Below are 18,994 nucleotides of genomic sequence, written 5' to 3' on the forward strand. Positions count from 1 at the left end.
GTTTTTTGCTATATTTTTGAAGTCAGGACCTCCATTTTCTTTGTGAGATCCTGAATCGCTGCTGCGTAGCGCTCATCCCATTCTTCAAGTTTTTCGCTTGATTTTAGTTCAATTTCATATTGTATACCTGGCAAAACCCAAGAAGCATACCCGCTGAAAGGGTCTGTGGAGGCATACAGAGATCTGTACCAATTTCCAAAATACATACCTTTGGGATCAATAAAGCTTTTTTCCAAAGCCATCAATTCTTTATTTACTGATTGTGCCTTTTTGGAATCCATGCTTCCTGAAGCCAAAGCAGTCTGGATTTTGGACTCAAGGTTCTCAGCACTGCTGCTCAAAGATTTGATTGCCTCATTGGCTTTGCTAAATCCCGAGAAGCCAGCATTAAAACTCTTGACTTGCTTTTCTGCATTTTCAAAGTGTTTTTCCAAATCGGTGGCATATCTGCTAAGGTGATAGGGGATCAGGTCAGCATTGGCCAGCCTCATCGCCATAATCCCGATTACCTGCTCAACAGTACCTCCCATTTTCCAGGTTGGGTCTGCAAAGTTTTCATAAAAATACAAGTCATCATAATTGGTGTGGTATAGCGTAGGGCCACCTGCTCCGGCATTGATAGAAGGAATACCCACGTGCATGTAAAATGCTATGTGGTCAGATCCTCCTCCAAGGTTGCCAATGTTCGGCTCCTCACTGCCTCTGGCCCAAACTTCGAACACAGTTTTGGAAGAATCAGGGTAAGCCACTTCTTTCGCCGCATCCATCATGATTTTTTTCATGGAAGGAGATGCTGAACCACCGAAATTTCTTCCAGCTACAGCTGCGTCAAGATTGATATATGCCACTGCTTTTGCTCCAAGCTCATCTCTTAACTGCTCAACCCACTCTGTAGATCCGATTACACCATGCTCTTCAGCGTCCCAATGGGCAATCATAATTGATCTTCCAGGCTTGATGCCGTTTTCTGCCATTTTTCCCATAGTTTCCGCCATACTCAATAGCATTGCTGTTCCTGAGTTGGGGTCTGTAGAACCAAAAGACCATGCATCAAAATGGCAGCCTAATATTACCCATTCATCTGGATTGGTTTCTCCTTTTAAGGTCCCGACTACATTATTGGCTCTAACAAAACCTCTTTCTTGCTCTACCATTAACCTAACCAAAAGCTCTTCTCCTCCATCATATCTATAAGTAAAGGGCAAGCCTCCCTGCCAATCAGCCGAAACAGGCTTTCCTTTCATCCTTTCAAAAATCTCCTGAGCAGATCCATAAGGTATCGGGGTCACTGGTATGGTGTGTAGTCCTGCCTCTTCGTCTGTAATTCTTTTTACTTTGGTTTTGCTATCCAATGGCAAGGCCGGTTCAAAAGGTGTTAAGGCATCACCAGTCCAAGGAGCTGTCAGCAATGATCCTCTTTGTATTGAGCTTTCGTTGTAATAAAGACCCTCAGGATACACCAAGCCTTTCATATATCCAGCATCTCCTGGATCAGTATAGATAATTAGGCCAGCTGCCCCATATTCCTCAGCAAACTTTGCCTTATAACCTCTGAAATTAGCCCCATATCTAGCAATGACAATTTTGCCTTTGACATCAATGCCTTCTTTTTTCAGTTTTTCAAAATCAGCCTTGGTGCCATAATTGGCATAAACCACCTCTGCAGTTACATCGCCACTTCCTGAAAATGCATTCCAGCCTTTTTTCAGATCAGGATGAAGAGAATAAGGATTGTCTGGCAACACATACTCTTGTTGATTGAGAGGCTTTCTGATTGGCGTAACCAACTCTACAGCTGATTCGCCTTGCCCAATGGTGAGGTAGACATCATAGGGATAGATCTTCACATCCCAACCTGCTTTTTTCATTGATTCAGCCATGTAATCTTTTACCTTTTCATTGGCAGCACTGCCAGCTGGATGGGGATCAGAAGTAATGGCTTCCAAGTGGGTTTTAAATCTGCTGAAATCTACAGTTTCCTTAAATTGACTTTCGATGGATTTCTGTTTTTCTTCTTTGCCTTTCAAAAAACCGTCTATGCTCTGTGCCTGAACTTGTAGTCCAAGCAAGGCGCTAAGGGTTAGGGCTGAAAATACATGTTTGATCATAGAATCTGATTGGTTGGTGTTATATTACAAATATATCCAAACAGCAAAGGGACTTACTGCTTAATTTTTGAATGGTATATATTTGTTTTGATTAGTAATTTTAAATAATCCGCTTTTATTTAGGGACTCAAAGAAATATAATGTCGACAGAAAATATAAAAACCGGTCCAGAGCAATCAATTGGAGGCATTCCACAGCTGAGCCTGGACTGTGTGATTTTTGGATTTCATGACAGCTCCCTCAAAGTACTATTGTTGAAGTGGAAAGACATCGGGGAATGGAGCTTGCCAGGAGGTTATATCAAGCAAACAGAGTCAGTCGATGATGCTGCAATTCGTGTTTTAAAAGAAAGAACAGCATTGGATAAAATATTTCTGAGGCAATTTTATACTTTTGGAAAAGTCAAGCGCTATGACAATGAACTGATTAAAAAGAAACTGGCGCATTTGGTAAGTGATCATATTTGGCTCGACAGGGTGGTTTCGGTAGGTTATTATGCCTTGGTGGATTATGAAAAAGTCTTTCCTACACCAGATAGATTTACAGAAAGTTGCGATTGGGTAGATTTGGATGATGTGCCGGAATTGCTTTTTGACCATAACGAAATCCTGACCAAAGCCCTCAAAGCACTTCGACTGGAATTGAGTTTCCAGCCCATAGGTTTGAACCTTCTTCCTGATAAATTCACTATGCCTGATATGTTGCGCATGTATGAGGCTATTTTGGATAAAAAAATCGACCCTAGGAATTTCCAGAAGAAGATTCTTAAGACTGGTATTGTTATCCGGTTGCCTGAAGTGAAAAAGGGGGTAGCCCACAAGTCACCTTACCTGTATAAGTTTGATAAAAAAAGATATACAGAAGTGTTGGAAGAAGGTGGATTGTTTTTTGTCTGATATCGTCCGTTGACGGACAAAATTAGTCAGATTGTACGCTTACTTATTCAAAGAAAAGCCATTAGGAGCTGATTTTAGCCTTTTTTAGTCTTGGCACAATCATCGTATTGTGAAGTGAAACCAAATCCTACAACCATGAAAAATTTTGCTTTCATTTTGTTTTTCTACCTTCTTGTTTTACCCATGTCGGTCATGTCCAAGACTGTTCAAGAAGGAAGTCCCTACATTTCAAAAGCTTTTGATATTACGGGAGATGCAGCTTTAGAAATCAAAACTGCAGGAGCCAGTATTCAAATCGAAGCATGGGACAATGATCAAGTGTTGGTTGAAGTCTTTGTAAAAAGAAATGGAAAGCTCATGGATCCCACTGATCCAGAAATCGCTGAAAAACTGGAAGCTTTCGAATTTGAAGTTGTTCAAGAAGGACAAAAAATCAATGTAATCATGCAGTCCAAATCTAAGGTTACTTGGAACATGGGTAGAAACCAATTGAACTTTGCTTTTGAAATCCACGCTCCTGAAAGGACATCCGCTGATTTGAGGTCGGCAGGAGGCAGTATAGCCATAAGTGGTTTGGACGGCAGGCATAATTTGGTCAGCAGCGGAGGTACTATCCGTCTGATGGATTGTGCAGGTGACTTTCAAGCCAAAAGCTCAGGAGGAAGTTTTTCAGTAGAAAGTTTTGTAGGAAATATGGACATCAGTTCCAGTGGAGGATCTGTTAAAGTTTTTGACCTTGTAGGAGGACTTAAGGTGAATTCTTCCGGCGGCAGCCTTACTGTTGAAGATATTTCCGGAAGCATGGTAGCCAATACTTCAGGAGGAAGCATTAGGGCGAATCTCCTCAGCTTGGAAGGGGAAGTCAGCCTCAAAACCAGCGGAGGAGGGATAACAGCCACACTTCCGAAAAATGAAGGGTTGGACCTCGATCTCAGGGGGACATCCTCTAAAATGAGATTGGAGAATTTTCAGGGAGAAATCAGCTCCAATACCATCAAAGGCAAGATGAATGGAGGAGGGGTTCCCGTTTATATGGCCAGTTCTGGTGGTTCCGTGAAGATCGATTTTAAATAAAAGAGGCCTCTTCAGTTAAGAAGGAGCTTTCCTCGAATTTTGTTGATTGAAGTATGGATAAATAAAAAAAGCTTCTCCAAATAGAAGAAGCTTTTAAAGTCGGGGTGGCAGGATTCGAACCTACGACCTCCTCGTCCCAAACGAGGCGCGATACCGGGCTACGCTACACCCCGATTCCAGTATTACGGATGGCAAAAGTATCACTTAAGGTCTAAGAACCAAAATTATTTGATGCAATATTTAAATTTTTTTTAAACCATTTATTACGGGTAACATTATTCGGTAAATTGACCGTCAAAGAAACATTTTGACACATCCAAATTTACCCTTCATCCAGATGATCCATGACTGACCAAAAGCTGATTCCTTTTCCTGAAATTTTCAAAACATTGAGCTCAATTTTGATAGAGAAAGGCTTTTCCATAGAAAAAGCTGAAAACTGTGCTATGCTTTTTGCCCAGGCCAGTTTAGATGGAGTTCCTTCCCATGGACTCAACAGGTTCCCAATATTTTTGGAAATGATAAAAGAGGGGGTAGTCAAGCCTGAATCCGATCCTGAACTGATTCAAAAATCCCTGATGTATGAGCAGTGGGATGGTCAGCTTGGTCCCGGTCCATTGAATGCGCAGTTTGCCATGTACAGGGCTATACAAATGTCAAAAGAGTTTGGGATGGGTCTAGTCGGATTGAAAAATACAAATCATTGGATGAGGGCTGGCAATTATGGTTTGTTGGCAACCGAAGCTGGATGTATAGGCATTTGTTTTACCAACACCAAACCTAATCTTCCCGCTTGGGGAGGCTCAGAACCAAAGTTGGGAAATAATCCTTTGGTAGTTGCTATACCCAGAAAGGAGGGTCCGATTTTGTTGGATATGGCCATGTCCCAATTTTCTTATGGGAAATTGAATATTTTTAAAAATAGTGGAAAGAAGATGCCTTTTGAAGCAGGTTTCGATAAGCAGGGAAACTTAACCAAAGACCCAAGTGAAATAATCGAAAATGAATTGGCATTGCCAATAGGGTTATGGAAAGGAGCTGCATTCTCACTTGTTTTGGATATAGTGGCCAGCCTGCTTTCGGGTGGTAATGCAGTGCATCAAATCGGAAAGGCAGGAGGTGAGTTTGCTGTTTCTCAAGTTTTTATTTCTTTGAATATGGAGAAATTAGGAATTACGGAAATGTCAGATACCCAATTGGAAGGGATTCTTGAAGATTTCCATTCTTCTCAAGTCTTAGAGGGGCAAAAGGTACGCTTTCCAGGAGAAAATCTCCTCAAAACCAGAAAGCAGAATATGGAAATGGGGGTTCCGGTAGATAAATTAATTTGGGAGAAAATTCTTGCACATGCTGATTTGGATGAATAGGCTTAACTTACTTTAGAAGACCTTAATTTTGTATTGCTAAATCTTGCCTCTATTTTTGAAAATCTAATCTGTACCCATGATTAAAAGGATTTTCGATTTTACTATTGCCTTACTTGCCTTGACGGTATTAGCTCCAATTATCTTATTTACTGCAGCACTGATTGCTTACAAGCTAGGAAGACCTGTGATTTTTACCCAAATAAGGCCAGGTGAAAATGGAATACCATTCAAAATGTTGAAATTCAGATCAATGACGGATGCCAGAGATTCAGAAGGGAATTTGTTGGAAGACGATATCAGGCTTACGGATTTTGGGAGCAGGCTTAGGGCTACAAGTTTAGATGAACTTCCAGGCTTAATCAATGTGATCAAAGGAGATATGTCTTTAGTTGGGCCGAGACCTTTGTTAATGGAATATCTTCCACTTTATAATGACTTCCAAAAAAGGCGCATGGAGGTCAAGCCGGGTATAACCGGCTGGGCTCAGGTCAATGGTCGTAATGCCATTTCCTGGAAGAGAAAATTTGAATTGGATGTGTGGTATGTAGAAAATCAGAGCTTTTGGCTGGATCTAAAAATTATTTTTCTGACTGTTTTAAAGGTTTTCAAAAGATCTGATATCAACGCAGAAAATACCAAGACCATGCACTGGTTTAAAGGGAATGAAGGGGATCAACAAGGCTAGGATTACACCTGTTATAAAAGTTTTCAGATTCCTTAATCATCAATACAAGAGCCCAAATTCGCTTTGTTCCAAAGTTAAATCAAAAAAACCGGAACTGAATCCGGCTTTTTATTTATTTCACCACTTTAGAGGAAGTGTATATCCCAAATGTAATTGCATTCAGGATAGGCCTCCTTTCACACAATGGTGTGATTTTTTTATCTATTGATTGAGGGTATCTGAAATCTTTTTTTATGCTCTTATAGTTTGAATGTTACCTCTAGTCTGTTTCCTTCTGGGTCCAGTGTTTCGAATTCATAATATCCATCACCGGTGGTTCTTGGTCCCCTTAGGATTTCAAACCCTGCGCCCTTGAGATCTTCAGCTTTTTGGTCAACGGCAGATTTGCTTTCAACCCCGAAAGCCAAATGAATCAGTCCTGTGTGTTGTGAAATTTTGCTGTCATCTTTTGTTTGGGGGATCCCTTTCATCTGCATGATTTCGAGCCGTGCACCGGAGTTAAAACTCAGAAAATAGCTTTTGAATCCTGTCTTAGGATTTTGATACAAAGAATTGCTTTTGGCCTCAAAGTATTGGGTATAGTACTTTTTGAGTAATTCCAGGTCCATTGCCCAGATGGCGATGTGTTCTAATCCAATCATAATTATGCGCTTAATAAGGTTTTTTCATTCCCCAAAGGTCTGTATTTGATCATTTTTTGCAAATGCATTCTTGCCCTGCTGAGCTGGGATTTTGAAGTGTTTTCACTGATCTGAAGTTTTTGGGCTATTTCCTGATGAGAGTATCCCTCCACTGCATATAGATTGAAAACAGTCTTATATCCTAAAGGAAGACTGTTAATCAGCTTCATTAGGTCATCTACTGCCAGATTATCTGAAGGAAAAGTCAAAACAGGAGCAGGCAGAATGCCATCCAATCCGATTTCATTGTACAGGTTTTTTCTTTCTCAAGGTACATCAGGCATTCATTGATCATAATTCTTCTGATCCAGCCAGCAAAACTTCCTTTGCCCTGAAACTGATGGATGCGGTCAAAAATTTTCATAAATCCTATAATAAGTACATCTTCTGCAGCAGCAGTCTCTTTGACATACCTCAAGCAGAGAGCAAACATTTTTGGCGAAAAGCGTTCATAAACTTCTTTTTGAAAAGCTGGAATCTGTTTTTGACAGCCAATGTACAGTTCTGTTTCGGAATATTTTTTGAGACTTGTCATGGTTCTTGTTTGATTTAAAAATGGCTAATTCTTTGGTCAAAATTCTGAGTTTCTGTATCCTGATAAAATCACATATTAATGTGAAAAATATTTTTATCCTTATGGTTTTCAGGGTTCTGACCTATTGGGAATTGATTTTGGCTTGACCCCAAAAAGGGGCTTATATTCTTATCAATCCCCAAACCAGATGAATCTGAATAGAACAGACCTGAATTGGGATAGGAGGCCTGCTGTGTAAAAGTGCAGGCCCAGAAAAATAAGATAAAGCCAAAAATCTTGCTTGTAGTGTGCATTGTTGTTTTAATTAATACACAAACTTACCGCAGCAGGATGACAGCTGAAATCACATCTTTGGGTGAAAAATCAATTAGATATTATGGACTTAAATATTGGCCTTGATCAATTGGGGAGACCTTCTATTGCGTTTTGCCTAGCAAAAGGTAAGCTTGTTTTTTTGAAAAAATAAAGCACTCAGGATCCGCTCTTAAACTGATGAAAGAATTTGACTTCTTTAAATAGATTTAAAATTCAAGGTCTAAAATCTAAATATTCTTCTAAGAATCCTTCTCTAAACCCATTTCCAAAATAGGGAACGGATTTCCCTGGGCATCTAAGGGTTTTTTTTTCAATACTGAAAATCCCATCTTTTTGTAAAAACCCACAGCCTGTTCATTTTGCTCATTGACGTCCACTTTGCGAATCTGCTTTTCATAAATCGCAAACTCAGTCAGCCGCTGTCCAACTCCCATCCCTCTGAAGTCAGGATGGATAAACAGCATTTCGATTTTGTCTTTTGAAAGTCCTAAAAAGCCAAGTCTGGTCCCTTCCATATCCATGAAAGAATAGAGGTCTACATGAGAAAATGCCTTGCCCTCTTTAATGATTTGTTTGATCTCAAGTATTTTTTCCTCAGTTAAAAAATCATGAGTGGCCCTCACGGAAGCCTCCCAGATATCCAGGAGTGCGGGGTATTCCTCGGGTTTGTTGCTGGCTTTGATCATTTGGGCCTTATTTTTCTCAAAGAAAATACAGCATTCCTTTTAAAGCCAACCATTCATCAGATTATTTCTGATTTCGAAAATCGGCCTAATCAAAAATGCTTGTTTTGTTCATCAGAACCCGATTCTGGACTTGCCCCTATGGATTATGTGATTGTTAAATTTATACAATCCTGTCCCTAAAGGCCTTTGCAACAGCTTCAGACTTACTGTTCACATGAAGCTTTTCGTAGATTTTTTTGATATGGCTCCGGACTGTATCCATGGCTATAAACATTTCTCCGGCAATCATTTTATAGGAATATCCCTTTACCAAGAGTTGTAATACCTGCTTTTCCCTTTCGGAAAGATTGTAATTATTGTCTGCCGGAATATTGATCAGAGAAAACATCTTAAGCACTTGGGCAGCAACAGAAGCCGTCATTGGGGCACCTCCCGTAGCTGCCTCCATGATGTATTCTAAAAGCTTTGCAGGAGGTGTCTTTTTAAGGATATAACCATTGGCACCACTTTGCAATGCCTCAAAAATATTCTTGTTGTCATCAAAAACAGTCAGCATCAGAATACTGACTTCTGTATTTTTTTGTCTGACGATTTTCAGACCTTCCAAACCATTGACACCGGGCATGTCTATGTCCATGAGAATTACATCAGGCTTGTAAGAGCCCACTTCATAGACAATGTTTGAACAGTTTTTGAAAGCACCCAATACCCTGAAGCCTTCACTGCCATCAATTAACATGCTAAGCCCCTCCCTCAATTGGGGATTGTCCTCATAAATCAGAACTTTGATCATACCTAACTTTTTTTTACAAATCTATAATAAATGGCAGCCTGACTCAATCGCATAAAGAGGTTAATTTTACATAATAGACTTTAAGTCATTATTTCAGATCGGAACATCCAAAATTACCTCGGTGCCTTCTCCTGGTTCTGAAAATACTTTAAGTGCTCCGCCCATTTTATCTGCTCTCTTTTGCATATTATTCAGTCCATTGCCTTCATCGGCTTCTTGGATAACAAATCCTTGTCCATAATCCCTGATTCGCATATGGAGCATTTTTTTCTTTAATGAAAAATGAATGAATGCTCGGCTACATTTCGAATATTTGGCCAGATTATTTACAGATTCTTTGAAAATCAGAAACAGATCTCTTCTGGTATCCATTGGGATTTTGGTCTGATATACCTTTTCTTCCACTTCAAATCTGAAATCAATTTCCTTTGCTTCCAGGACAGAATTGGTAAATTCTCTCATTCTGGCGATAACTTTATCCATGCTGTCATTGCTGGGCTTGATGCTCCACACAATGTCATCCATCGCTTCCATCATTCTCTGACTGTTTTCAGATATTTTTGAAATGTACTCACTGGTTTTTATAGGCTCAGTATGCAATTTGGTTTTGGCCATGCTACTAAGAATGTTGATAGTGCTCAATGTTGACCCCATATCATCATGAAGATCCCTGGCTACTCTGTTTCTGACTTTGACCACGGCAAGAATTCTATTGATATTGAGTTTGAAAATCACATAAATGATACCAATGGATATGAGTAAGATCAAAAGCCTAAACCACCAGGTTTCATAAAAAGGCGGTAATATTTTAAAGTAAAAAGTACCGATCGGAGAGGAGAGACGCTCCTCATTTTCACTTTTAAATTCAAGAATATATTTTCCTGGAGGGAGTAATGAATATACAGCCATGTTGTTTACGCCACTGCTTCTCCAGTCATCATCAATTCCGGATAATTTATAGTAATACCTGAGTTTGTCCTGATGAATATAACTCAAAGTACTAAAGTAAAAAGTGAAGGCATTTTGATCATGGCTAAAAGACCTTCTTTTTTCAGTAGTAAGAGAATCCACAAAAATAGCCTTATCAAAAAGTCTGATTGAAGTAAGGGAAGGCCGGTCAGGTTTTAAGCTGCTGTTGTATTGAATTGGATTAAATCGGACGAGGGAGTTTTTACCGAGAAAAATAATCTCTCCGGTATTTGTTTTGAGCCCAAAATCACCATCGGTTTCTATCAAGCCAAATCCGTCCCTGGCCCCATATTGTGTAAATGAATTTTGAAAATAATTGTACCTGCAGATACCATTTGGGGTATATATCCACAGGAAGCCATCTCTATCAGGAACAATGGTGATGATATCATTTCCGCTTAGTCCTTCAGCATACGAAAGTGTTCTGATTTCCCCGCTCTTCTCATTAAAAGTATACAATAGCTCATAGCCAAAAACATAGATGCTGTCGTTGAGCTGAACCATTTTTTCGACGGGGCTGTCCCGAAAGTTACTCTTGTCCAGGTGTATGATATTTTCTCCTGTTTGGGTATCCATGCAATAAACGCCGTCATGGGCTGAGCCAACCCAGATTCTGTTTTGACTGTCTACCATATTCACAAAAGTAAATCCTTTGAACGCTTTTATTTTTTCAAATGAGTCGTTTATCAAAGGAGAACCAGCTTTGTATTTGATCAAATCCCCCTTTTGAGTAGAAAACCATACATCACCGCTTTGGTCTTGCTCAATGCTTCTAATGGTAGCCCGTTCAAAAACCGGAAAATTGAATTCCTGCGTTTCCAGAGTTTCAGGGTTTATCCATTGAAGCCACCCTGCCTGATTTCCTACCCAAACTTGATTTGTTAGCCTGTCCTGAAGTAAGCACCAACTTTGGTATAATTCCTTATGTCGGGCAGAGCCTCTGTAAATCTTTTCTGAAGGTTGGGGCTTCAGGTTTTGGTCAAGAATCTGAATGCCTTTACCCCAATCTGCTATCCAAAATTGTCTTTGTTTTGAATGAGTAAGCTTTATTTCCTTCACACTCATAAATGAATTCGACTTGCTTTCTGCGGCGAAGTAGTAATCAACTTGAGGGGAGTTGTGGGTATAATGATAGAGGCCGCTATCAGTTGCTATCCATAATGCGCCCTCTCTGTCCTCATAGATTTGTGAGACTTTTTTATACTCCAAAAAATCAAATTTGTAGAGATCAAACTTCTTCTTAACCCTGTCAAACTTATAAAAACTCCGAACACCATATTTCCAGAGTTCATCTCTTTTACTTTCCAAGGTATGCTGTACTTCACGGTACTCATTACTGGTATTCAAAAGTGATGAGGCATCGGTAATGTATTGCTGTAGGTGTTCATCAAATGATTCAAAAATCTGTTCTTTTGGTGTCCAGTAGCTGATCCAATGCGTCCTGTTCTTATCTATGTAATATTCAGTTACGATTTTCACTCTTTCTTCTTCCAAAAAGGGAAGGGAAAGCGGATTGTTTGCTCTGAAATAAACCTGGTCTGACTTAGGGTCATAGACTGAGACTCCTTCCTCACTGGAAACCCAATAAAAGCCTGTTTTGCTGTCTTCGAAAACCCTGTTGACTCTGTAACCTTCAGGGATTTTAAAGGGCAGGTTTTTATCGGTAAAAATACCCCGACTTTTATCATACCGTAGAGCTTTTCTTCGTACGAGTACCAAGAATATATTCCCTTTACTATCTTGGTAAATATATTCGCCCATAGACCGGTTTTCGCTATTTTCCAGAGGTATTTCCTTGAAGGCTTGAGACTCAGGATCGTAAATTCCAATGTGCCGGCCATAGTTAATCCACATCCTCCCTTCATGATCTTCAAAAATATGTTTGGCAGGCATAGAGGGGAATTTCTCAGGGCGTTGAATGCCAAAATAAAGAAAGTTGTTTCCGTCATAGCGCTGAAGTCCATTGGAGGTTCCGATCCAGATAAAGCCCTTTTTATCCTGCCATAAGGATAAAACCTGATTGGATGCCAAACCATCTTTGACTGTAAGCCGGTTGAAAAAGGGATTCTTATTGGCCAGGATTTCTTGACCTAACCATAAAAAAAGGAATATGGTGAAAATGTGCTTCATGAAGTCCTAGCAATATAAACAAAGCCAGGAAAATTGTATTTCAACAAAGCCATAAATCACACGAATATGTGGTTATAAGTTCTCCCCAGCACCAAAAGCTAAGCTATTCAGAATAAAGAGTAACACTTTCTGAGTAGTCTCGGACCCCTGTCTTACCAATCCCGAAGCCATAGGTCCAAGAACTCCAAATGCCCTGCTCCTTTAGGAAATATTCAGATTACTTGCTCCGTACTCTTTTTTTCAATAATAATAGTATTTTGTAATCTCATCTCCCATTGGCCCCCTTAGTGTTCTATGACTTACCATGCCATTACTCTGGAATTCATAGTCTAGGAAATAGGTAGTACTTGATTCCATTTCTTCCCATATAATTTCCCCTGGAAGTTTTGGTTGGATCAACAATCCCGGCACCCCATCGAAAAATGGTAGGGGATTGTCATTCACTTTATACTCTGAATAAGTTACTTTTTGTCTCAACTCTACTTCATGAGCTGATATAAAAACAAAATAGGACATGGTTTCCAGATTTCCATTAGGGTAATAGGAAAATAACCTGTATCCCAATAATTCTTCATACCCGGAAGGCTTTCTACTTTTATAAGAAATAGCAGTTGGCCTTCCATGCTCGTCAAATGCATAAGTTTCAAAATCCAAGTCATCTGAAAAGGAGGGTCTTTCATTCATACTCAAGAAACCATCTGAATAGGTAAAAATCTGAGTAAGCCTTTCCGGTTCTGAGAATATTTGTTTGAGTTGTCCTGCTTCGTTGTATTGATAAATATATTGCCCCAATTGTGGCTGATTAATGCCCGATTTCCAAGTAACTCTGCGAATATTACCCCTGTTGTCATATTCATATTGCTGTTGGTAGAGCGTTTCTGCACCTTGCGTTTCATAAGATTTTAGCTTTCCTTCCAATTCATCATCTTTGAATTTCAATTCAAAAAAATCCAGACTTCCTACAAGCAATTTTCCTTTGACACTGTGGATCTGAAATGTAAAATCTTTATGGCCAGTCAAAATAGCATCATCAATGGGAATCACTTTAAACATTATTTCAGTGCTTCCTTTGGGTACATCAAGGCTTATGATTCCTTCTGGTCTCATTTCCGGAATTGTTGTAAAAGGGTTGAAATCATCTCTTGAGATTTGTTTGATTTTCACTTCCCCTACTTCATAAGCGGCCTGACTCAGGTGGAGCCGTACCCAAATCCCTTCTGCATTATTTTCCTCCAATATCCCAAAAGGTAAACTGAAACTGACTGAGGAATTTTTTTCAATTGGAAGTACCTCCTTTGGTTCACAACAGGAAAATAAGAACATAAGAAATAAAATCCCTTCAATGATTAATACTGCTTTTTTCATAATCTTGGTTTAGTTTTTCTAAAAGATGAGCCTTTTGTCTCCCAGGTTGCATCACTAAAAAAAATGTATTCTAATTTTGTCTATTGGATTAATACCAGCTTTATCCCTGATTTTCTCCGAACTATGACCGGATTTTAAATAAATTTTCAAAAAATGGTTTTCTTATATTCACGAGATTTTTAGCGACTTAGGATCTAAAATCCAAAAAACCCCGCAGCACGACCACGGGGATTTTGGAAACAAAAAACCGAAACAATCAATTTACTTCATCTTCTCTTAAATATTCAAAATCAGATAGATAAATCACATATTCCTTTCTTTCAGTATCATAGCCTACATAGTATTTTTTAGGATAATATCCAGATTCCTCAACTGCCTCTGGTTGAGGGATTTCGGTATAAGCATTGGGTTTGCTTTTGATATAATCCAAAGTAATCATAGGTTCTAAAAATGCTACTTTGCTTTTTGAAGTCCCGTAAATAAGGGTTTTAGTAAAAGTCTCCCCTTGAAATTCAGGTCCTAAAGGATTCATCCAATGAACGCCCATTTTAGGAACTCTTCCCGGTAACTGTATATAGTTTTCTGGAAGATACTTCGCCAAAGGGATTTCTGTGTCCATTTGATCAGGAGTAAGTCCGGTAATTTGCTCTCGTTCAGCTTCTGAAATTGTATAGAAGTGTATATCAAAATGCGGAAGATCATAAATTCCTTCTGGTTGATGCCCTTCCGGTGCCCAGTCTACTACAATATGTTTGTAGGGGAGTGTAGCTGCCTGATTTGGCAGCTTGAGTTTATATTCCAAAGAGCCATGGGCATGGGATCCAGTTGGTAAGTTTTCCAATGATTTTTCATTCATCTTTATACCAAAAGCTATGGGTTTCCTGGCTTTGTTATAAGTGACGAATGATTGGATTTTTCCATTACCCATCTTAGTAGCTGGGCCATAGTAGGTGGTAAATCCTGAGATTGGCTCTTTGACCACAAGCGGGTTTTCTTTTTCTACAAGTTCACAAGAACTAAAGAACAAGGCTAATATTAAGCCTAAAAGGGATGCAAAACTGTAATTTGGTAATCGATACATAAATTAGTTGGTTTAGATTATTAAAATTGAATTAAATTCAGACTCGTATTTCTGCTTAGTCCATTACTGAGTAAAGCAGTTCGGTTGTTTTTCCGACAAGGTTCCTGACAATAAGAATGATGGAACCGACCAAAAAGAGGGAGCTTTCAATGATGAGCCAATTGGATCCGAAATCCCCCAATCCTCCATCTAAAAAAATGGTCATAATCCTGCTGATGGCATAACTTCCCCAGAATATCACCAAGAAAGACAAGGCCCAATCAGGTCTGTTGAATAACAGAAATACTAAAAACATGGAGATTGTGAGGCCGACACCTCCATATACACCGCGGATAGAACTTATCGCATCGGTATTGGTGAGTTTGACCTGGACCATATCCATTACTTGCTGGGGTGAAATTATTCCCAGAATGCTGACATAAGTCAGTGAGAGTACGGAAAATATCACGTACCCTTTTGCCATGGAATCGATAATTTTTGTTGTTTTCATATGTGTGTAGTTTAAATTTTCCTTTATTATTCAAAGCCAGAGGATATCCAGCTTTTGAGTTCACCGGCTTCATGGTAAATGATCAGCCCTTCCAGACCTGGCATTGTTGTAATCAGGTTTTTTGAACTTTCCAGGTTCTGAATCATGGTCAAAGTAGCGATGGCATCAGCTTCTATAGCTGAATGAGCCAGAATGTGAGTAGAAAGAATTCCATTCTTAATAGGATAGCCACTTTTGGGATCAATCAAATGTGAATGCTTGTTTCCTAATTCATCCAGGTAAAATTTTTCAAAATTTCCGGAGGTAGAATATGCTCTGTTTTTGATTTGATAGGTCTGGTTGATTTTAATTTCATTTCCAATTTTCTGAGGTATATTGATCAGAAAATTGGATATTTGTGAGCTTTTCATACTGCCGAATACACAACCGTCCAAGCCGAATTCCATTTGAAAATCTTTGACTCCCTTTGTTCTTAGAAATTCACTGAGTTCATTGATCAAATAGCCTTTATCAATGTAATTCAGGTCAATTCTGCTGCCCTTTTGAAGAGCTATTAAATCCCCTTTTTCCAATAAAATATTGCTTTGGGAAGTCAGTTGTAATAATGAATCGACAAGGGTATCGCTTATCAGGCTTTTTTGGGAAAAATCCCTTCCCCAAGCTTCTATCAAAGGAAGCATGCAGTGATTGACCATTCCTTCTGAAATTTGATGGTAATGATCTGATATTTTTAAAACCCTTTTCAGGTGATCGGATATATTTTCTACTATTCCATTGCGGTTGAATCTTGAGAGCTCAGAGTCAGGTCTCTGTATATTGAATATCTTGTCAATACTATAAATGATTGAATCTAAGGGTTTTTCTAGGGCAGCATCACCTTTGTACTGTAAGGAATAGGCTACACCAAGGGCCCTGCCTTCCATAAAAACAATCGCCTCTTCATTTCGGATCTGACTTCCTATATGAAGCAATGCTATCATTGCCAAAAGGGTACTTAAGAATATGATCAGTTTTGCCCTTATCTTCATCTGTTCAATATTTTTCTTCAAATAGTTATTAAAGAAGGATGATACTTTTCCTCCATTCCATATGCTTGACAAAATCCTGAATTTTTGGATTTTTTTATAGATGGGGTTTGTGGACTTCAGGTTGTATGTTGCCTTCACAGGACACCCTAAAATCACATCTATATGTGGTTTTCGCCGGTACCTGCAACCCGCTTGCTTTTTATTCCATCTCTAGGGAAAAAAATTATAAGAATATGAGAACTAACCCCTATTTATTACCGCATAAAGGATTGAGAAATTTGTTGGGAAAGGTGTCTTTATTGACGGGAAATGTGGACAGCAATAGTTTGCATGATTTGAAAAAATTGAAATGGTATTCCAATGAGCTCTTTTATCTTCTTGAACAGCATGCTAAAGTGGAGGATACCATTGTTCTTCCGGACCTTGAAAAGAGAGTACCTGGCAGTACTGTGGAGAATGAGGAAGAACATGAAATGCTAGAGGCTCTAGTGGAGGTGCTAAAAGTTCAATTGGATGACCTTCAGGTAGGAGATAATCCGAAAAAGTTTATTCAGTACTTTATGGATTTCTCAAGTTTTCATGCCAAGTATTTGGAACATATGTTGATGGAGGAAAACAAAGTTTTGCATGTGATTTGGTCCAATTATTCAGATGAAGAGTTAGCATTTCAACATCATGAGATTATTTCTTCTTTTACTCCTGAGAAAATTTTGCGTTGGTTTAGGTTTATCATTCCAGCTCTGAATCCAACTGAAAGGTTTCATGCTCTTGCAGGAGTGAAAGCAAATGCTCCTAAAATATTTTTCGACACCTTGATGGCTATGGTGGAAGAGGAGCTCAACCCTTTAGACTATTCACGACTTACAATGGATCTTCTTCCTGTTGCACCTGCTGTTTCTTGAGCTTCTTGCTAGCTCAAGAAACAGCTTATAAAAAGGTTTTAAAAGTAGGTTTTGGATTTCCTTTAGTAGGTTGAAGTCTTTGTTTTTGCGAATTCCCATGTTTCAGCAGCTCGATCTGCTGACAGATCTCTCATCCGAATGGGTCTAATCCTCACTGAGCAGTATGGATACCTAACTAAGCCTTTTCTTTCAAAATAAAAATTAACAGCTTAGTATGTTATTTATATCGTACAACAAATTCTTACTATGATGAAACCTTTTATTCATTACTCTAAATTTTTGACTATTTTATTGATTTCCATGCTGTTTTTCTCCTGTGAGGATGAGGATGAAGTCCGTCCGGACAGTTTAAATGTAGCAGTGGCTAATGACTTTGACACTATGTTTGGGGTGACCGTTGAACTTGATGGTTCCAGAACCTCAGATGCATCAGGAGCTCCGATTACCTATAGCTGGGAAGCTGTGAGCTTTCCAGGTGATCACTTTGCTCCGGCTTCTCTGGAGGATGCCAATTCGCCTATCGCAAAATTTACTCCATTACAAGTGGGGGAATTTGTTTTTAGGCTAACAGCATCCACTGAGTTTGAATCCCAATCTGCCAACCTGATGGTTCGCGTGGATGCGGAAATAGTAGAGGTTGGTGGCGTATTGAGTGGTGTTACTGAAACTTGGGGAAGAACAACTCCAGAGGGAATGCCGGACTATAGGATTACAAGCGTGGTATCTATGCGTGAAAGCCAGATTACAGTATTGCCAGGAGTTGAAATCGAAATGACCGAAGGAGTAGGCATCAATGTTGAGGCCAATAGCTTTTTCAATCTTGAGGGAACTGAAGAAGAGCCTATCATCATTCAGGGAAGAGAAAATACCAAGGGTTATTGGGGAAGTATCAGGTGGGTATCTGGAAGTTCGGAAAACCGGATGATCCATGTACATGTGAGCGATGGTGGAAGAAACAGAAACAATGACCGGGGTATGATTACTTTTGGGAATAATGGGAGACTGCATATGGAAAACTGTAAGTTGAGCAATGCAGCCAATGCCGGCTTGGAGTTGGGTATTGTGACAAGCAGATCCAATTTGAATCTAACTCATATTGCCAATGACTATAAAGAAAATGTAAGGCCTGTACTAGCCAAAGCTGATTATTATCATTTTTTCGATAGCGAATCAGATTACACCGGCAACGAACAGGATATAATCGATTCAAGATCAAGTTTTACTTCCACTCCTTCAGGTGATTTGGTTTGGCAAAAACTCAATGTGCCTTATGTCAGCGGAGGATTTGGAGTAGATGCAGACTTAGTCATTGAGGCAGGTGCAATTATCAAGGTAGAAGGTGGTAACGACCTCATCAGAGTTGTCAATGGTACTTTGAAGGTGGAGGGAACTGAAGACGATCCCGTAATTTTTGAAGGAATGGAAAGTGGTGCAGGAGCTTGGCAAGGTATTTACGTCACTTCCTCGGGAGGTAATTCCATCAGCCATGCTGTAATCAGGGATACCGGTTCTTCCCCACTTACCACAGGTGCATCTAGAGCTGCTGTTTTTGTAAGAAGCGGAACCTTGTCCATTGATAATATTCTGTTTGCAGATGGATTAGGTTATGCTTATGGGACTTGGGGCGGTGCTCCATTGATTACCGTTGGGGAAAATATCAGGCTGGAGAACATGGCGCTTGGAGAGACCAATATGCAGGAAGATTAAAAAAGAAATTTTTCATAAGGGGAATGGCTTGCCGATTTATTGGCAGCCTTTTTTACAAGCCTTTGGAGTCTATTGACTTCAGAGGCTTTTTTATGCATGTAGAAAAGGGAAAGGAAATTATAGCGATCTTTCCATTCCATTGAAAATCTTTTTGAATAAAAGATTTCCTACTTCAAAAATCAT

The 18,994-nt window shown here is 39.4% G+C and carries 18 protein-coding genes and 1 tRNA gene; 6 read left to right on the forward strand and 13 right to left on the reverse strand.

Features of this window, described 5'->3' with window-relative positions:
* Window positions 1-8 precede the first annotated feature (8 nt).
* The gene (locus A33Q_RS16180; RefSeq protein WP_009033780.1) at window positions 9-2,108 is read right to left on the reverse strand and encodes a M28 family peptidase; all 2,100 of its coding nucleotides are present in this window, start codon (window positions 2,106-2,108) and stop codon (window positions 9-11) included.
* Window positions 2,109-2,248: 140 nt separating this feature from the next.
* Here A33Q_RS16180 and A33Q_RS16185 point away from each other — a divergent pair, with 140 nt between their 5' ends.
* Window positions 2,249-3,004: an NUDIX hydrolase gene (locus A33Q_RS16185; RefSeq protein ID WP_009033779.1), complete on the forward strand. Its 756-nt coding sequence runs from the start codon at window positions 2,249-2,251 to the stop codon at window positions 3,002-3,004.
* 135 nt (window positions 3,005-3,139) lie between these two features.
* A complete protein-coding gene (locus tag A33Q_RS21645; protein ID WP_009033778.1) occupies window positions 3,140-4,078 on the forward strand; it encodes a DUF4097 family beta strand repeat-containing protein in 939 nt (312 codons plus the stop codon).
* A gap of 99 nt (window positions 4,079-4,177) precedes the next feature.
* Here A33Q_RS21645 and A33Q_RS16195 read toward each other — a convergent pair.
* Window positions 4,178-4,251, reverse strand: a tRNA-Pro gene (locus A33Q_RS16195).
* A gap of 171 nt (window positions 4,252-4,422) precedes the next feature.
* Between A33Q_RS16195 and yiaK the strand changes: the two genes are divergently transcribed.
* Together yiaK and A33Q_RS16205 are read left to right on the forward strand one after the other, a co-directional pair.
* Window positions 4,423-5,445 carry a 3-dehydro-L-gulonate 2-dehydrogenase gene (yiaK, locus tag A33Q_RS16200; RefSeq protein ID WP_009033777.1) on the forward strand — a complete coding sequence of 341 codons (1,023 nt, stop codon included), beginning with the start codon at window positions 4,423-4,425 and terminating at the stop codon, window positions 5,443-5,445.
* 76 nt (window positions 5,446-5,521) lie between these two features.
* Window positions 5,522-6,130 carry a sugar transferase gene (locus A33Q_RS16205; RefSeq protein ID WP_009033776.1) on the forward strand — a complete coding sequence of 203 codons (609 nt, stop codon included), beginning with the start codon at window positions 5,522-5,524 and terminating at the stop codon, window positions 6,128-6,130.
* 239 nt (window positions 6,131-6,369) lie between these two features.
* On the opposite strand, the gene A33Q_RS16210 is transcribed toward A33Q_RS16205, so the two are convergent.
* The 10 genes from A33Q_RS16210 to A33Q_RS16255 form a co-directional block, all read right to left on the reverse strand.
* Window positions 6,370-6,771, reverse strand: a complete 402-nt coding sequence (locus tag A33Q_RS16210) for a VOC family protein (RefSeq protein WP_009033775.1) — start codon at window positions 6,769-6,771, stop codon at window positions 6,370-6,372.
* Window positions 6,772-6,773: 2 nt separating this feature from the next.
* Window positions 6,774-7,046 carry an RNA polymerase sigma factor gene (locus A33Q_RS22545; protein WP_016255416.1) on the reverse strand — a complete coding sequence of 91 codons (273 nt, stop codon included), beginning with the start codon at window positions 7,044-7,046 and terminating at the stop codon, window positions 6,774-6,776.
* Window positions 7,016-7,345 (reverse strand): RNA polymerase sigma factor, encoded by a 330-nt coding sequence (locus tag A33Q_RS22550; protein WP_016255417.1) that lies wholly within the window; start codon window positions 7,343-7,345, stop codon window positions 7,016-7,018. The genes A33Q_RS22545 and A33Q_RS22550 overlap by 31 nt, the downstream gene beginning before the upstream one ends.
* 554 nt (window positions 7,346-7,899) lie before the next feature.
* Complete coding sequence (locus A33Q_RS16225; protein WP_009033773.1) at window positions 7,900-8,346, reverse strand: GNAT family N-acetyltransferase; 447 nt, start codon at window positions 8,344-8,346, stop codon at window positions 7,900-7,902.
* Between the two features lie 160 nt (window positions 8,347-8,506).
* The gene (locus tag A33Q_RS16230) at window positions 8,507-9,139 is read right to left on the reverse strand and encodes a response regulator (protein ID WP_009033772.1); all 633 of its coding nucleotides are present in this window, start codon (window positions 9,137-9,139) and stop codon (window positions 8,507-8,509) included.
* 93 nt (window positions 9,140-9,232) lie between these two features.
* Window positions 9,233-12,238 carry a sensor histidine kinase gene (locus A33Q_RS16235; RefSeq protein WP_009033771.1) on the reverse strand — a complete coding sequence of 1,002 codons (3,006 nt, stop codon included), beginning with the start codon at window positions 12,236-12,238 and terminating at the stop codon, window positions 9,233-9,235.
* Between the two features lie 240 nt (window positions 12,239-12,478).
* Complete coding sequence (locus A33Q_RS16240) at window positions 12,479-13,603, reverse strand: hypothetical protein (RefSeq protein WP_009033770.1); 1,125 nt, start codon at window positions 13,601-13,603, stop codon at window positions 12,479-12,481.
* Between the two features lie 256 nt (window positions 13,604-13,859).
* Window positions 13,860-14,684 (reverse strand): DUF5602 domain-containing protein, encoded by an 825-nt coding sequence (locus A33Q_RS16245; protein WP_009033769.1) that lies wholly within the window; start codon window positions 14,682-14,684, stop codon window positions 13,860-13,862.
* 55 nt (window positions 14,685-14,739) lie between these two features.
* The gene (locus tag A33Q_RS16250) at window positions 14,740-15,174 is read right to left on the reverse strand and encodes a DUF4345 domain-containing protein (protein WP_009033768.1); all 435 of its coding nucleotides are present in this window, start codon (window positions 15,172-15,174) and stop codon (window positions 14,740-14,742) included.
* 26 nt (window positions 15,175-15,200) lie between these two features.
* Window positions 15,201-16,202, reverse strand: a complete 1,002-nt coding sequence (locus A33Q_RS16255) for an FAD:protein FMN transferase (protein WP_084328498.1) — start codon at window positions 16,200-16,202, stop codon at window positions 15,201-15,203.
* 233 nt (window positions 16,203-16,435) lie between these two features.
* Between A33Q_RS16255 and A33Q_RS16260 the strand changes: the two genes are divergently transcribed.
* Together A33Q_RS16260 and A33Q_RS16265 are read left to right on the forward strand one after the other, a co-directional pair.
* Window positions 16,436-17,104, forward strand: coding sequence for a hemerythrin domain-containing protein (locus A33Q_RS16260; protein WP_040490578.1), 669 nt, complete (start codon window positions 16,436-16,438; stop codon window positions 17,102-17,104).
* Window positions 17,105-17,350: 246 nt separating this feature from the next.
* On the forward strand, window positions 17,351-18,811 hold the full coding sequence (locus A33Q_RS16265) for a PKD domain-containing protein (protein ID WP_016255422.1): 1,461 nt from the start codon (window positions 17,351-17,353) through the stop codon (window positions 18,809-18,811).
* Here the strand turns inward: A33Q_RS16265 and A33Q_RS22220 are convergent.
* Window positions 18,808-18,951: a hypothetical protein gene (locus tag A33Q_RS22220; RefSeq protein WP_016255423.1), complete on the reverse strand. Its 144-nt coding sequence runs from the start codon at window positions 18,949-18,951 to the stop codon at window positions 18,808-18,810. The genes A33Q_RS16265 and A33Q_RS22220 overlap by 4 nt on opposite strands.
* Between the last annotated feature and the right edge of the window lie 43 nt (window positions 18,952-18,994).

Origin of the sequence: Indibacter alkaliphilus LW1, assembly GCF_000295935.2 — a bacterium.
Taxonomy (GTDB): Bacteria; Bacteroidota; Bacteroidia; order Cytophagales; family Cyclobacteriaceae; genus Indibacter; species Indibacter alkaliphilus.